Source organism: Halomonas ventosae, assembly GCF_004363555.1.
GTDB lineage: Bacteria > Pseudomonadota > Gammaproteobacteria > Pseudomonadales > Halomonadaceae > Halomonas > Halomonas ventosae.
On record NZ_SNZJ01000011.1, the window covers coordinates 1 to 14739 of the forward strand.

Genomic DNA, 14739 nt, shown 5'->3' on the forward strand with positions numbered 1-14739 from the left:
CGCTTGGCCGCTTGGCCGCTTGGCCGCTTGGCCGCTTGGCCGCTTGGCCGCTTGGCCGCTTGGCCGCTTGGCCGCTTGGCCGCTTGGCCGCTTGGCAGAAGGATCGATCATGCAACCCCAGCCAGCTTACCTGTTGCACAAGCGCCCCTACCGCGAGACCAGCGCCCTGGTCGACCTGCTGACCCTGCACCACGGGCGCGTCAGGGCCGTGGCCCAGGGCGTCCAGCGCCCCGGGTCGCGTTCGCGAGGCCGGCTGCAGCCCTTCGCCCCGCTGCATGTCACCTGGGTCGGCGAGGGCGAGCTCAAGCGCCTGCGGCTGATGGAGGGGCGCGGCAGTGCGGCGCTGCTCGCCGGCGAGGGACTCCTCTGTGGCCTCTATGCCAACGAGCTGCTGGCGCGGGTACTGCCGGTGGAGTTGCCGGTCCCCGAGGTCTTCGCCTTCTACACCGCCATGCTCGAGGTGCTGCCGAGGCCCGAGGGGCGCGCCGGTGCGCTGCGTCGGCTCGAGGCGGCGGTACTCGAGGCGCTGGACGCCTGGCCGCGCTTCACCGACCCCGAGGGGGGGGAGCTCGACCCCCAGCGTCGCTACGTGCTCGATCCGGCCTCACGGGCCTTCGTGGCCGGCGAGGGCGGCATCGACGGGCGCACCCTGCGCCTGCTGGCCAGCGGTGACTGGGCCGAGCCGGGGCTCGCCGGTCCCGCCAAGGCGGTCACCCGGGCGGCGCTGGCCCCGCTGCTCGGCAGCCGTCCGCTGCGCTCCCGCGAGCTGATGCGCCAGCTTGCCCAGCGCCGCCGAGACCACACGGAAGCCAGGCAGCAGCCCTGAGAGCCTGACGTGGCGTTTGGCCGCTTGGCTGCTTGGCGCTTACCCTTCTTCCTTGATTCCTTGATTCCTTGATTCCTTGGTTCCTTGACCCTCGACTCCCGGAGACCCCCATGCACCCCCCGCGTATCCTGCTCGGCGTCAACATCGACCATATCGCCACCCTGCGCCAGGCCCGTGGTACCCGCTACCCGGACCCGGTCCAGGCAGCCCTGCTTGCCGAGGAGGCCGGCGCCGACGGCATCACCGTGCATCTGCGCGAGGACCGTCGCCATATCCAGGATCGCGACGTGCGCCTGCTGGTTGATGTGCTCAATACTCGCATGAACCTGGAGATGGCGGTCACCGAGGAGATGATCGCCCTGGCCGAGGAGCTGCGCCCGGCCCATGTCTGTCTGGTGCCCGAGAAGCGTGAGGAGCTGACCACCGAGGGCGGCCTCGACGTGGTGGGGGGCTTCGCGGCCATCGCCGCGGCCTGCCGGCGCCTCGCCGCGGCCGGTTGCGAGGTCTCGCTGTTCATCGATCCCGAGCCTGCCCAGATCGAGGCCGCCGCCAGGGCCGGCGCGCCGGTGATCGAATTGCATACCGGTGCCTATGCCGAGGTCTCGGGCGAGGCCGCCCGCCGTGAGCATGCCCGGCTCGCCGCCGCTGCCGAGATGGCCCATGAGCTGGGCCTCACCGTGAACGCGGGCCACGGCCTCAACTACCACAACGTCGAGGCGATCGCCGCGCTGCCCGGGCTCCACGAGCTCAACATCGGCCATGCGATCATCGCCCGGGCGCTCTTCGTCGGCTTCAAGGAGGCCGTGGCCGAGATGAAGCGGCTGGCCATCGCCGGCCAGGAGGCGGGCTTCGTGGCCGCCCTCGAGGCGCACGACCACGATCATGACGAGGAGGCGGACGGCTTCCGATGATCATCGGGATCGGTACCGACATCGCCCGGGTGGCCCGTTTCGAGCGGGCCATGGCGCGGCATGGCGAGCGCTTCGCGCAGCGCCTGCTCGGTGAGCGGGAGCGAGAGCGGTTCCGTGACCATCTGCTGCCCGCGGCCTTCCTGGCCAAGCGGTTCGCTGCCAAGGAGGCCTTCGTCAAGGCGCTGGGCACCGGCCTGCGCCGAGGCATGTGCTGGACCGAGATCCAGGTGGTCAACGATGCACTGGGGCGCCCGTCACTGGTGCTTTCCGGCAAGGCCCATGAGCTGGCCGAGGCGGCCGGAGTCCGGTCGCTTCACCTGTCGCTCTCCGACGAGGAGGCGCTGGCGATGGCCTTCGTGGTGCTCGAGGGCTGAGCCGCCTGCCAGGCCCGCAACTCGCCCATGGCGGCATAGAGGTCGGGCAGCAGCGGCACCACGGCGGTCAGGCCCCGTGAGCGCAGGCGGGTCTCCAGGGTCTCCGCCAGCAGCCCCAGGCGAGGCGTGCCGCAATAGCGGCAGGCGCCGTTGAGCGCATGCAGGGCGTCGAGCAGGCCCACCTCGTCGTCGCGGGCGACGGCGTCGCGGATGGCCTGCTCGCTGTGCGCCAGGGAGTCGACCAGCGTCTCCAGCAGTTCCCGGGCGAGGCGCTCGCGTCCCCCGGCCAGGCGGGCGCCCAGCTCCAGGTCTACCACCGCCAGCTCCTGGTCTTCTTCTCCCTCCGCCAGGGTGGGGGCGTGTGCCGATGACCCACTCTCCGCCTGCGGCGGCGGCATCACGATGCCCAGGTGCTCCTCCAGCAGGCGGGCGAGGCGCTGCGGCTGCAGCGGCTTGATCAGCACGTCATCGAGCCCGCCCTCGCGAAGCACCCGGTGTTGCTCACTCTGCACATGGGCAGTGACGGCGATGATCGGTACCCGCCGCCAGGCGCCGCCGAGTCGCCTCAGGGCCCGGGTCGTCTCCACGCCGTCCATGCCCGCCATGCGGATGTCCATCAACACCATGTCGAAGTCCCGGTCATGCGCCAGGGCCAGGGCTTCCTCCCCACTTGCCGCCTGGGTCACCGTGAGGCCGGGGCCGGCCAGCAGCTCGCTCAGCAGCAGCCGGTTGGACTCGGTATCATCGACGACCAGCAGCCGGATCGGCGACGCCGACGGCCGGCGCGGCGCGGGGACGGGCAGGGCCGGCGGCCTTCCCGCCAGCTGTCGGATCACCGCATCGGCCAGGGCCGTGCGGGAGACCGGCTTGCCCAGCACCTCGCCGCCATGTGGCAGGGGCAGGGCCGGCAGGTCGGGGGGGCTGGCATTGACCAGCAGCAGGGCGGGGCAACCCAGCCCATCCAGCCGGCGCCGCCAACCCGCCAGGCGTGCCTCGTCGAGGTCCTCGTGGCCCAGCCCCGCCACGACCAGCGAGGCTGCGGGGCCACTCCCGGCGGTTGCCGGTGAGGTGACCCGGGCCCCCCAGCGCGCCAGCAGGTGCGCGAGGGCACGGTGCGTGGGCGGGTGGGGCTCCTCGATGACGATGACTTCCCCGTCCAGGCTGAGCTCCGGGGCGCGCTCGCTCTCCGAGCTGCCCAAGAGTGGCAGGGTGAAGGAGAAGGTCGAGCCCTTGCCGGGCAGGCTCTCGGCGTTGATCTCCCCGCCCATCTGCTCGACCAGCTGCCGGCAGATGGCCAGCCCCAGGCCGGTGCCGCCGAATTGCCTCGGGTGGCTGATGTCGGCCTGGTGGAAGGCCTGGAACAGGCGTCGGCGGGCCTCGTCGGTCAGGCCCATGCCGGTGTCGCAGACGCTGACGCGCAGGACCACCTGGCTCGCCTCGGCTTGCTCCAGCATGACCCGCACGATCACCTCACCCTGGTCGGTGAACTTGAGGGCGTTGTTGACCAGGTTGGTGAGCACCTGGCGAATCCTCAGCGGGTCGCCCTCGAGGCCGGCCGGCACGTCATCGTAGACCAGCCCGAGCAGCTGCAATCCCTTCTGCTGGGCCAGCGGGGCCTGCAGGCCGAGCACCTCGTCGACCAGGCCAACCATGTCCAGCGGCAGCGTCTCGAGCTCCACCCGGCCGGCCTCCAGCTTGGAGAAATCCAGGACATCATTGACCAGCATCAGCAGGTTGTCGCAGGCCCGCTGCACGTGGTCCAGCCATTCCCGCTGGCGCGGTTCCAGCCGCGAGCGGCCCAGCAGCCGACAGAAGCCGACGATGCCGTTGAGGGGGGTGCGGATCTCGTGGCTCATGTTGGCCAGGAACTCCGACTTGACGCGGTTGGCCTCCAGGGCCCGGCGGTGGGCGAAATCGAGCTCGATGTTCTGGACCTCGATGGTTTCCATGGATTCCTGGAGCTCACCGGTGGCCTGCTCGATCTGGGCCTGCATCTCCTCTCGGGCCGTCTCGAGGTGGTCGGCCAGGTCGTTGACGCGTCGGGCCAGCTCGGCCAGTTCCGGTGCCGGGGGAATGACCAGCTGCTCGGGCACCACCCCGAGGGCCAGCCGGTCCAGGGCGCGGCCGGCATCCTCCAGCGGCTGGCTCAGCCGTCGCGTGGTGGCATAGGCCGCCAGGAACAGCAGCAGGCCAGCGAGCATCAGGGCCAGGCCGGCGCTGGCCAGGTGGCGATAGTGGGTCAGCAGCAGGGGAGTGGTGTCGATGTCCAGCACCAGCCAGGCCGGCATCGGCGAGCCGTCGGGCAGGGGGGCCTGCAGCAGCCAGCGGCGGTCGCGTTCCAGCAGGCGCGAGGCGTCGAGATCGGTCGGCGCCGGCAGGTCGCGGAGCCTGCCGCGCTCCAGCAGGCGGGCGCCCTGGCCATCCCACAGGCTCAGCCCCTGAACGTGGGGCAGCGCCAGCAGTCCGTCGGTCAGGCGCGTCAGCGCCTGCTCGTCCTCTCTCGCCAGGGCCTCGCCCAGGGCCGGCGCGACCAGCTCGGCGCCGTGGGTCAGCTGGTCACGCAGCGCCGCGTGGCGCTGGCGATCCTCCAGGGCCAGGGCCGCACCGACCACCAGGGCCAGCAGCAGCAGGGGGAGGCCGAGGATCATCAGCATCAGTCGGGTCTTGAGGGACATCGGCAGGCTCGTCGGGCGGTGAATCGGCATCCAGTATGCCACAGGCCGGGCAGATGCCTGTCCAGTGTGCAGCCGCAGGGATATAATGCCGAAAAGGCGTTTCCATCAGGAAGGTTACATGCATTTCCCCACTCTCGAGGAGACCGTCGGCCACACGCCGCTGGTCCGTCTCAAGCGCATCACCGCCGGGCGCGGCAATACCCTGCTGGCCAAGCTGGAGGGCAACAATCCCGCCGGGTCGGTCAAGGACCGGCCGGCCCTTTCCATGCTCCAGGAGGCCGAGGCGCGTGGCGAGATCTCGCCCGGCGACACCCTGGTCGAGGCGACCTCCGGCAACACCGGGATCGCCCTGGCCATGGCGGCCGCCATCATGGGCTATCGCATGGTGCTGATCATGCCCGAGAGTGCTTCCGCCGAGCGCAAGCAGGCGATGGCCGCCTACGGCGCCGAGCTGATCGAGGTCAGCAAGGCAGGGGGCATGGAGGAGGCCCGCGACCTGGCCGAGGCGATGGTCGCCCGTGGGGAGGGCAAGCCGCTGAACCAGTTCGCCAACCCGGACAACCCCCTGGCGCACTACCGCACCACCGGCCCGGAACTCTGGGAGCAGACCGGCGGCACCATCACCCACTTCATCAGCTCCATGGGCACCACCGGCACCATCATGGGCGTGTCGCGCTACCTCAAGGAGCGCAACCCCGAGGTGCAGATCATCGGCCTGCAGCCCGAGGATGGTGCCAGCATCGCCGGCATCCGCCGCTGGCCGCCGGAGTACCTGCCGAGCATCTTCGATGCCAGCCGCGTCGACCGGGTGCTGGATATCGGCCAGCAGGAGGCCGAGGAGCACATGCGTCGCCTGGCCCGTGAGGAGGGCATCCTGTCCGGCGTGTCGTCCGGCGGGGCGCTCGCCGGGGCACTGCGGGTCGCTGCCGAGGTCGAGAACGCGGTGATCGTCTTCATCGTCTGCGATCGCGGCGACCGCTATCTCTCCACCGGCCTGTTCGCCCCGGAGCGCTGAGCATGGCCATGCTGGGCAAGCGTCGCCCCGGGCGTGCCTCGTCGGGGGGCTCGGGGCTTGAGGGTCGCCAGGCAGAGCCGCGCGAGGCCACCGGGGCGCAGGACGCCCTGGAGATCCGTGGACTGGCCCATGACGGGCGCGGGGTGGCGCGCACCGCGCGAGGCAAGACGGTGTTCGTCGAGGGCGCCCTCCCGGGCGAGCGGGTGAGGGTCGCCGTCCATCGTACCCGCAAGCGCTTCGACGAGGCTCATGTGCGGGAACTGCTGGTGGCCTCGGCGGAGCGCGTCGCGCCCCCCTGTCCCCACTTCGGGCGCTGCGGCGGCTGCGACCTGCAGCACCTCGCCCTGCCGGCGCAGCGCCGCCACAAGCAGGCGGTACTGGAGGAGTTGCTGGGGCGCCAGGGCATCGCCCTGGCCGCGTCGCCCGAGCTGCTTGCCGGCGCGGGGGAGGGCTACCGGCGCCGCGCCCGCCTGGGCGTCAAGGTGGATGCCGACGGCGGCGTCCATCTGGGCTTTCGCGCCCGCCATAGCCACCGCCTGGTCGACATCGACGCCTGCACCGTGCTGGTGCCAGCCCTGGACGCCCTGCTGGTGCCGCTGCACCAGTTGCTGGCAGACCTCGAGGCACCGCGCCAGGTGGGACACCTCGAGCTGCTCGAGAGCGACCAGGGCGCAGTGGTGGTCGTGCGCCAGCTGCGTGACCATCCCGGGGACGCCCGGCGCTGGCAGGCCTTCGCCAGGGCCCATGGCGTTCACCTGGCCCGCTGGCTGGGTCGCGAGGCGACCGAGCTCGACTGGCTGACCCCCGTACCGGCGCTCAGCTGCCCGGTGCCGGGGCCTGACGGGGCGCTCACCCTGGGCATCGCCCCCGGAGACTTCCTGCAGGCCAATGCCGAGGTCAATGACCTGATGGTGAGCACGGCGCTCTCCTGGCTCTCCCCGTTGGCCGCCGGCGAGCGGGTGCTGGACCTGTTCGCCGGCGTGGGCAACTTCAGCCTGCCGCTGGCCACCGCCGGTGCTCGGGTGACGGCGGTGGAGGGCAGCCCGGCGATGGTCGCGCGGCTCGGCGACAATGCCCGCGCCAATTCCCCGGGGCGTAGCCTGGTCCTCGAGGCGCGCCAGGCGGACCTCGCCGAACCGACGGCCGTGCGCGAGCTGCTCCAGGAGGTCGGCCCCGAGGTGGTGGTGCTGGACCCGCCCCGAGAAGGGGCCGAGGCGGCGAGCCGGGTACTGATGGAACATCCGGTGCCGCGGCTGCTCTACATCTCCTGTGACCCGGCCACCCTGGCCCGGGATGCGGCACACCTTGTGCATGGTGGCTATCGCATCCGGCATGCGGCCGTGGCCGACATGTTCGTGCACACCTCACACCTGGAATCCATGCTGCTGTTCGAGTATCCCGGCTCGGGGCGGCAGGCCCAAGGAGCGACAAGCGATGGTTAAAGTGCGTGAAGAGCAGCCGCTGACCCGGGACGGGAGGGTCGATATCGACCAGTGGCTCACGCGCCTGCAGGATGACGTCAAGCTGCGTGACGTCGACGAGATGCGCCGTACCTGTGAGCTGGCCCAGCAGCTGGAGCTGGCCTCCGACCGCCCCCACAAGGCCTGGCTGAAGGATGGCTCGAGCTTTCGCATGGGCCTGGAGATGGCCGATATCCTGGGCGAGCTCAAGCTCGACCAGCCGGCGCTGGAGGCCGCGGTGCTCTATCGGGCCGTCCGCGAGAAGCTGATCGGCCTCGAGGAGGTCGACAAGCGCTTCGGCCACGAGGTCGCCGGCCTTATCGACGGCGTGCTGCAGATGGCCGCCATCAGCACCTTCCAGGCCCCCAGCCAGGGCCTGAGCCAGCATGACCAGCAGGACAACCTGCGCAAGATGCTGGTCAACCTGATCGACGACGTCCGCGTCGCCCTGATCAAGATCGCTGAGCGCACCTGCGCCCTGCGCCAGGTGCGCGATGCCCCGCGCGAGAAGCGCCTGCAGGTGGCCCGGGAGGTGTTCGACATCTACGCGCCCCTGGCCCACCGCCTTGGCATCGGACAGCTCAAGTGGGAGCTCGAGGACCTCTCCTTCCGCTACCTGCACGAGGCGGAGTACAAGGCGATCGCCCGCCAGCTCGCGGAGAAGCGCCTGGACCGTGACCGCTACATCAGCGAGGTGGTGGAGACCCTCAAGTCGCTGATGACGGCCCAGGGGATCAGCCGCTACCAGGTCGACGGGCGCGCCAAGCACATCTACTCGATCTGGCGGAAAATGAAGCGCAAGCGCATCGACTTCTCGCAGGTCCACGACATCCGGGCGGTGCGCATCCTGGTGCCCGAGGTGACCGACTGCTACACGGTGCTGGGCATCGTCCACTCGCGCTGGCACCACGTCCCCAACGAGTTCGACGACTACATCGCCAACCCCAAGAAGAACGGCTACCAGTCGCTGCACACCGCGGTACTCGGGCCCGAGAACAAGGTCCTCGAGATCCAGATCCGCACCTTCGCCATGCACGAGGAGGCCGAGCTCGGGGTCTGCGCCCACTGGCGCTACAAGGGACACGACACCAGCGCACGCAGCGCCAGCTACGAGGAGAAGATCGCCTGGCTGCGCCAGGTGCTGGAGTGGCACGAGGAGGTGGGCGACTTCGGCGACCTGCGCGAGGGGCTGACCAGCGACGTGGCCCCGGACCGCATCTACGTCTTCACCCCGGATGGCCACGTCATTGACCTGCCCCGGGTCGCCACGCCGATCGACTTCGCCTACCGGGTGCACACCGAGGTGGGCCATCGCTGCCGGGGGGCCAAGGTCAACGGCCGCATCGTGCCGCTCACCTACCGGCTCAAGACCGGCCAGCAGGTGGAGATCCTTACCGCCAGCAAGGGCGGGCCGAGCCGCGACTGGCTCAACCCCAACCTGGGCTATGTGCGCACCTCCCGGGCGCGGGCCAAGATCCAGGCCTGGTTCAAGCTGCAGGCCCGCGACCGTAACCTCGAGGAGGGCCGGGCGCTGTTCGAGCGCGAGATGAAGCGCCTCGACGTCGAGGACATGGACCTGACCCGCCTGGCCAACAAGGTCAACTACCCCAGCCCGGACGACATGTATGCCGCCCTGGGTGCCGGGGACCTGCGCATCGGCCAGGTGCTCCACCAGGCCCAGCAGCTGTTCGGCGAGAGCGATGACCAGGAACAGCTCGACCGCCTGCTGGCCAAGCCCCGCAAGGCCCCGGGCAAGGGCAGCGGCAGCGATATCACCGTGCTCGGGGTGGGCAACCTCAAGACCAGCATGGCCAACTGCTGCCACCCGGTGCCCGGCGACGCCATCGTCGGCTTCATCACCCAGGGGCGCGGCGTCACCGTGCACCGCCAGGACTGCCCCAACATCCTGCAGCTGCGCCTGGACGAGCCCCAGCGCATCATCGAGGTGGAGTGGGGCGAGCGTGCCCGTACCCAGTACCCGGTGGACATCGAGATCCAGGCCTGGGACCGCTCCGGCCTGCTGCGAGACGTCACCGGCGTGCTCAGCAACGACCGCGTCAACGTGCTGTCGGTGAACACCCTCACCGATACCGAAGACGGCATCGCGCGGATGTCCATCACCGTCGAGGTCGACGGCCTGGAGACCCTGGGGCGCCTCTTCTCGCGCATCCAGCAGCTGCCCAACGTCATCGAAGTGCGACGGCTGCGCAGCGGGGGCGGTCAGGGCAAGTCGGGCAAGCGCAGGAGGAGGATGACATGAGCAAGCCCCGCCATGACCTGGACGACCTGCTCACGCTGATGGCCGTGCTGCGCGACCCCGAGCAGGGCTGCCCGTGGGACGTGAAGCAGGACTGGGACTCCATCGTGCCCCATACCCTGGAGGAGGCCTACGAGGTCGCCGACGCCATCGAGCGACGCGCCTGGGACGAGCTGCCCGGCGAGCTCGGCGACCTGCTCTTCCAGGTGGTCTACTACAGCCAGTTCGGGGCCGAGGAGGGACGCTTCGACTTTCATGAGGTGGTGCATGTCCTCACCGCCAAGATGCTGCGCCGCCATCCCCACGTCTTCCCCGACGGCACCCTGGCCTCGCGGCGCCCGCCCGGGGTCAGCGCCGAGGAAATCGAGACACGGCAGGTGCATTCACGCTGGGAATCGTTGAAGGCCGAGGAGCGTGCCGAGCGGGCAAGCGACACACCCCCGGGTGACTCGGGCGACAGCACCGCGGCCTCGGTGCTGGATGACGTCCCCCGGACCCTGCCGGCCCTCTCCCGGGCCGCCAAGCTCTCCAAGCGCGCCGCCCGGGTGGGCTTCGACTGGCCCGATGCCCGCGGCGTGCTGGCCAAGATCCGCGAGGAGCTCGACGAGGTGGAGCAGGCCCTGGCCGAGGGGGACCGCGCGCATGCCGCCGAGGAGGTGGGCGACCTGCTGTTCGCGGTGACCAACCTGGCGCGCACGCTCAAGGCCGATCCCGAGCAGTGCCTGCGCGCCACCAATGCCAAGTTCGAGCGGCGCTTCCGCCACGTCGAAGCGGCCCTGGCCAGCGCCCGGGTACCGCTGGAGGAGGCCGGCCTGGCGGCCATGGAGCTTCACTGGCAGGCCGCCAAGCAGCTCGACCCCCCCGTTCAGGAACCGCCGCAAGGAGAGTCCCGGCCATGAGCCACGACCTGCACGAATCGCTGCGCGACAATGTCCGTATCCTGGGTGACAGCCTGGGCCGTACCATCGCCGATGACCTGGGCCCGGGCTTTGTCGACCGCATCGAGACCATCCGCAGCTTCGCCAAGCGCGGGCGCCAGGGCGAGGAGGGTAGCCAGCGCGCGCTGATCGAGTACCTGCGCAAGCTGCCCGACCGCGACCTGCTGCCGGTGACCCGGGCCTTCAACCAGTTTCTCAACCTGGCCAACATCGCCGAGCAGCACTATCGGGCGCGCTTCCGCCGGGTCGAGGACTACAAGCCCGGCTCCCAGCCGGTGCTCTCCGAGCTGCTCGAGCGCGCCCGGGGCGAGGGCCACTCGCCGCGCAAGCTGGTGGAGACCCTCTCCGGCATGCGCGTCGAGCTGGTGCTCACCGCGCACCCCACCGAGGTCATCCGCCGCACCCTGATACAGAAGTATGACGCCATCGACGACTGCCTCACGGCCATCGAGTCCTCCGGGGACTACCCGGAGCGCGGGGCGCGTGCTCAGGGCCGCCTGGAGGAGCTGATCAGCCAGGCCTGGCACACCGACGAGATCCGCCACGAGCGACCGACCCCGGTGGACGAGGCCAAGTGGGGCTTCGCGGTGATCGAGAACTCCCTGTGGCAGGCGGTGCCCGATTTCCACCGCGATCTGGACAACCTGCTGCTGGAGACCGCCGGCGAGCGCCTGCCGCTGGATTCCGCGCCGATCCGCTTCGCCTCCTGGATGGGCGGCGATCGTGACGGCAATCCCAACGTCACCGCGAAGGTGACCCGGGAGGTGCTGCTGCTGGGCCGCTGGATGGCGGCGGACCTCTACCTGCGCGACCTGGAGCAGCTCAAGGCCGAGCTCTCCATGTGGAAGGCCAACAGCGCGCTCAAGGCCGAGGTGGGGGATGTCGCCGAACCCTACCGCGAACTGATCAAGCGCCTGCTGGCGAGGGTCGAGGCGACCCGCGACTGGGCCAAGGCCGAGCTCGACGGGCGCAGCTACGAGGGCGGCCCCATCATCGAGACCCGCGACCAGCTCTATGCCCCCCTGCTGGCCTGCTATCGCTCGCTGTGTGACGTGGGCCTCGACACCATCGCCAACGGCGTGCTGCTCGACACCCTGCGCCGCGTGGCGGTGTTCGGGGTGACCCTGACCAAGCTTGACCTGCGCCAGGAGGCCAGTCGCCACGCGCAGGTGATGGAGGAACTCACCCATGGTCTGGGGTTCGGCCACTACCGCGACTGGAGTGAGGCCGAGCGCCAGGAGTTCCTGCTCGCCGAGCTCGCCTCGCGCCGGCCGCTGATCCCGCGGCGCTGGGAGTGTTCCGCCGAGTCCCGCGAGGTCATCGATACCTTCCGGGTGATCGCCTCCGAGCACCGTGAGGCGCTGGGGACCTACATCATCTCCATGGCCGGCGAGCCTTCCGACGTACTCGCGGTGGCGCTGCTGATGAAGGAGGTGGGCGGCACGGTCAGCCTGCCCATCGCTCCGCTGTTCGAGACCCTCGACGACCTCGACCACGCCGGCGAGGTCATCGACCACCTGCTGGCGCTGCCGGGGTATCGTGCCCTGGCCGGCGACAGCCAGGAAGTGATGATCGGCTATTCGGACTCCGCCAAGGACGCCGGCCAGCTGGCCGCCGCCTGGGCCCAGTACCGGGCCCAGGAGACGCTGGTAGAGGTGTGCGATCGCCACGGGGTCGATCTCACGCTTTTCCATGGCCGCGGTGGCACCGTGGGCCGGGGCGGCGGGCCCGCCCACGCGGCTATCCTCTCCCAGCCGCCGGGCTCGGTGAACGGCAGCCTGCGGGTGACCGAGCAGGGCGAGATGATCCGCTTCAAGTTCGGCCAGCCGGAGATCGCCCTGCGTTCCATGGAGATCTACGCCTGTGCGGTCCTCGAGGCGAGCCTGCTGCCGCCGCCGGCACCCAGGCCGGAATGGCGTGAGGAGATGGACCGCCTCGCCGAGGTGGCGCACGGCGCCTATGTGGGGGTGGTGCGCGAGGATCCCGATTTCGTCCCCTACTTCCGCGCGGTAACCCCGGAAGGCGCGCTCGGGCGGCTGCCGCTGGGCTCGCGCCCCACCAAGCGCCGCCAGGACGGTGGCGTGGAGACACTGAGGGCGATCCCCTGGATCTTCGCCTGGACCCAGATCCGCCTCATGCTGCCAGCCTGGCTGGGCAGCGGCGAAGCCTTCAGCCAGCGGCTGGAGGAGGAGGGCGGTCTCGAGGTGCTGCGCGAGATGCGCGACCAGTGGCCCTTCTTCGGGACCTACCTGGACATGCTGGAGATGCTGCTGGCCAAGGCTGACGTGGGCATCGCCGCCTACTACGAGCACCGGCTGGTCGACGAGCCGGCCCTCAAGGCCCTCGGGGAGCGGCTGCGCTCCCGCTTCGGCCGCCTCCACGAGGCGCTGCTGGAAGTACTCGACCAGCAGGAACTGCTGGAGAAGACGCCGCTGATCCGCCAGGCCATCGAGGTGCGCAACCCCTACATCGACCCGCTGCACGGCCTGCAGGCGGAGCTGTTGCAGCGTAACCGCGATGCCGACGGGGCGATCAGCGCCGACCTCTCCCGCGCGCTGATGGTGACCATGGCGGGGATCGCCGCCGGGTTACGCAATACGGGGTAGGCCGTCGGCCAGCGACAAGCTTGCGAGGGGCAAGCTTCAAGGACAACCGTTGCAGCCTGCCATAGGGCTACCGTACTTCCTTGCTCCTTGCTCCTTGCTCCTAGAAGGGAAAATGCAGCGAGGCGGTCATCAGGTTGAGGTGGTCCATGGCCGGGGCATCGATCTCCTCGAACTCCAGGCGGCTCACCAGGTGGCGCAGCTGCAGGCGGGCCCCGAAGCCCTGCACCCTGGCCGTGCCGCCGCCCTCGCGCAGCTGGTCGCCGCCGCCGACGGGGTCGCCCTGCCACTCCGCCAGGCCCGACTTGGCGTAGAGCCCGAGTGGCCCCAGGCGGATGCCGGCCACCAGGCTGCCGCCCAGGCTGGTGGTGTCGAGGAGCTGCTGGCCGTCGGTGAGGGATACCGGCACGTCATCGCTCTCGCGATAGCTGAACTCGGCGCCGAGGTCGAGGCGGGGCAGGTGCTGTGGCGTGAAGCCGGCGGTGAGGCGGAAGCCTGAGGTATAGCCGTCGGGCGTCTCGACGTCGCTTCCCTGGACGATCATGCCGTTGTCGAGATGCATGAGATCCTGCGCCATGCCGCCGTAGGCGGGCATGACCGAGTCGGCCTGCGCGGGCAGCGCCACCAGTGCCAGGACGCTGGCCAGTGCGATGGCAAGGCGTGAATCCGGATGCATGTTCCCCGACCTTGGTCGGCAGCACGCGGGGGCTGCCGGCCCGGAATCATTGTCATTCTAGCCTAGCAAGCCGCCGGAGGTTCCGCCAATGCCGCCGCCCGGCGGCGCAGGGCCTGGAGATGCCCGTCGAGGCAGGGGACCGGCAGCCGGTGCCGTGAGGCGGCATCGCGCAGCGGGGCGAGGATTGCCTCGTGCTCGGTGAGGCGGCCGGCCCGCACGTCCTGCAGCATGGAGGCCCGGTTGCTCGCCGTGGCCTCGACGACCTCCCAGACCAGCTGCCGCCACGCCGCAAGGCCGTCCCCGCCGGGCGGGGGCACGCCCTCTGCCTCGAGGATCGCCGCGACCTCGGCGATCAGCCTCTCGACCATGGGCCGGAAGGGACGGTCGCGCAGCTGGCCGTTGCGGATCATGAAGCGGGCGACCAGGGGGTTGATGGCGGCATTGACGGCGAGCTTGCGCCATAGCCGCACGCGGATGTCGGCGACCGCCTCGGCCCGCAGCCCGGCGTCGGTCAGGGTCCGCGCCAGCGCGCCGGCCAGCTCCGCATGGCGCCCGTCCAGGGCGCCGAGGTAGGTGTGGCCATGGCCGGCATGGATCACCCGATCGTCGCCCTGCACATGGGCGCCCTCGGTGGTGGTGGCGCAGAGCACCGGCCCGTGATGGCGCGCGGTGAGCCGAGGCTGACAGGCGAAGCCGTTCTGCCACAGTACCAGCGGTACCCCGGCGGGCAGCCGGGCGGCCAGGGCGGCGTGGGCCGCCTCGGCGCCGTGGGCCTTGGTGGTGAGGTGCACCACGGCCGGCGTCTCCGGTGGTAGGGCATCGATCCTTGACATGGCAAGTACCTGGACCCGGGTGTCGCCCTCCGGGGTGACCAGGGTCTGGCGGTCGGGAAGCCGGCGGCGGCCGACCAGCCTCACCGGGACCCGGCCGGCCAGCCGCAGGGCGATCAGTCGCCCCAGAGCGCCGGGGCCGACGATCCAGTGCGTTTCTCGGGTCATGGGGCA

11 protein-coding genes are annotated in these 14739 nt (G+C 70.5%); 8 read left to right on the top strand and 3 right to left on the bottom strand.

Features of this window, described 5'->3' with window-relative positions; genetic code table 11:
* Positions 1-109: 109 nt before the first annotated feature.
* The 3 genes from recO to acpS all read left to right on the top strand — a co-directional run bounded on the left by recO (position 110) and on the right by acpS (position 2111).
* Positions 110-826, top strand: coding sequence for a DNA repair protein RecO (gene recO, locus DFP85_RS10580; protein ID WP_133636254.1), 717 nt, complete (start codon positions 110-112; stop codon positions 824-826).
* A 110-nt stretch (positions 827-936) separates the two neighbouring features.
* Positions 937-1737: a pyridoxine 5'-phosphate synthase gene (pdxJ, locus tag DFP85_RS10585; protein WP_133636255.1), complete on the top strand. Its 801-nt coding sequence runs from the start codon at positions 937-939 to the stop codon at positions 1735-1737.
* Positions 1734-2111, top strand: a complete 378-nt coding sequence (acpS, locus tag DFP85_RS10590; RefSeq protein ID WP_133636256.1) for a holo-ACP synthase — start codon at positions 1734-1736, stop codon at positions 2109-2111. Before pdxJ ends, acpS begins: the two co-directional genes overlap by 4 nt.
* On the opposite strand, the gene DFP85_RS10595 is transcribed toward acpS, so the two are convergent.
* Positions 2051-4786, bottom strand: a complete 2736-nt coding sequence (locus tag DFP85_RS10595; protein WP_133636257.1) for an ATP-binding protein — start codon at positions 4784-4786, stop codon at positions 2051-2053. The genes acpS and DFP85_RS10595 overlap by 61 nt on opposite strands.
* A gap of 118 nt (positions 4787-4904) precedes the next feature.
* On the opposite strand from DFP85_RS10595, the gene cysM reads away from it, so the two are divergent.
* From cysM to ppc, 5 genes are read left to right on the top strand one after another with little or no spacing between them, the layout of a single operon-like run.
* Entirely contained in the window at positions 4905-5801 is an 897-nt protein-coding gene (gene cysM, locus DFP85_RS10600) for a cysteine synthase CysM (protein ID WP_133636258.1), read from the top strand.
* Between the two features lie 2 nt (positions 5802-5803).
* Positions 5804-7243 carry a TRAM domain-containing protein gene (locus DFP85_RS10605; protein ID WP_133636259.1) on the top strand — a complete coding sequence of 480 codons (1440 nt, stop codon included), beginning with the start codon at positions 5804-5806 and terminating at the stop codon, positions 7241-7243.
* Entirely contained in the window at positions 7236-9521 is a 2286-nt protein-coding gene (gene relA / locus DFP85_RS10610; RefSeq protein ID WP_133636260.1) for a GTP diphosphokinase, read from the top strand. Before DFP85_RS10605 ends, relA begins: the two co-directional genes overlap by 8 nt.
* Positions 9518-10417, top strand: a complete 900-nt coding sequence (gene mazG / locus DFP85_RS10615; RefSeq protein ID WP_133636261.1) for a nucleoside triphosphate pyrophosphohydrolase — start codon at positions 9518-9520, stop codon at positions 10415-10417. The genes relA and mazG overlap by 4 nt, the downstream gene beginning before the upstream one ends.
* Entirely contained in the window at positions 10414-13062 is a 2649-nt protein-coding gene (gene ppc, locus DFP85_RS10620; RefSeq protein ID WP_133636262.1) for a phosphoenolpyruvate carboxylase, read from the top strand. The genes mazG and ppc overlap by 4 nt, the downstream gene beginning before the upstream one ends.
* Positions 13063-13162: 100 nt before the next feature.
* Here ppc and DFP85_RS10625 read toward each other — a convergent pair whose 3' ends face one another.
* Together DFP85_RS10625 and DFP85_RS10630 are read right to left on the bottom strand one after the other, a co-directional pair.
* Entirely contained in the window at positions 13163-13735 is a 573-nt protein-coding gene (locus DFP85_RS10625; RefSeq protein WP_133636263.1) for a hypothetical protein, read from the bottom strand.
* Between the two features lie 62 nt (positions 13736-13797).
* On the bottom strand, positions 13798-14733 hold the full coding sequence (locus DFP85_RS10630) for a ketopantoate reductase family protein (protein ID WP_133636264.1): 936 nt from the start codon (positions 14731-14733) through the stop codon (positions 13798-13800).
* Positions 14734-14739 lie beyond the last annotated feature (6 nt).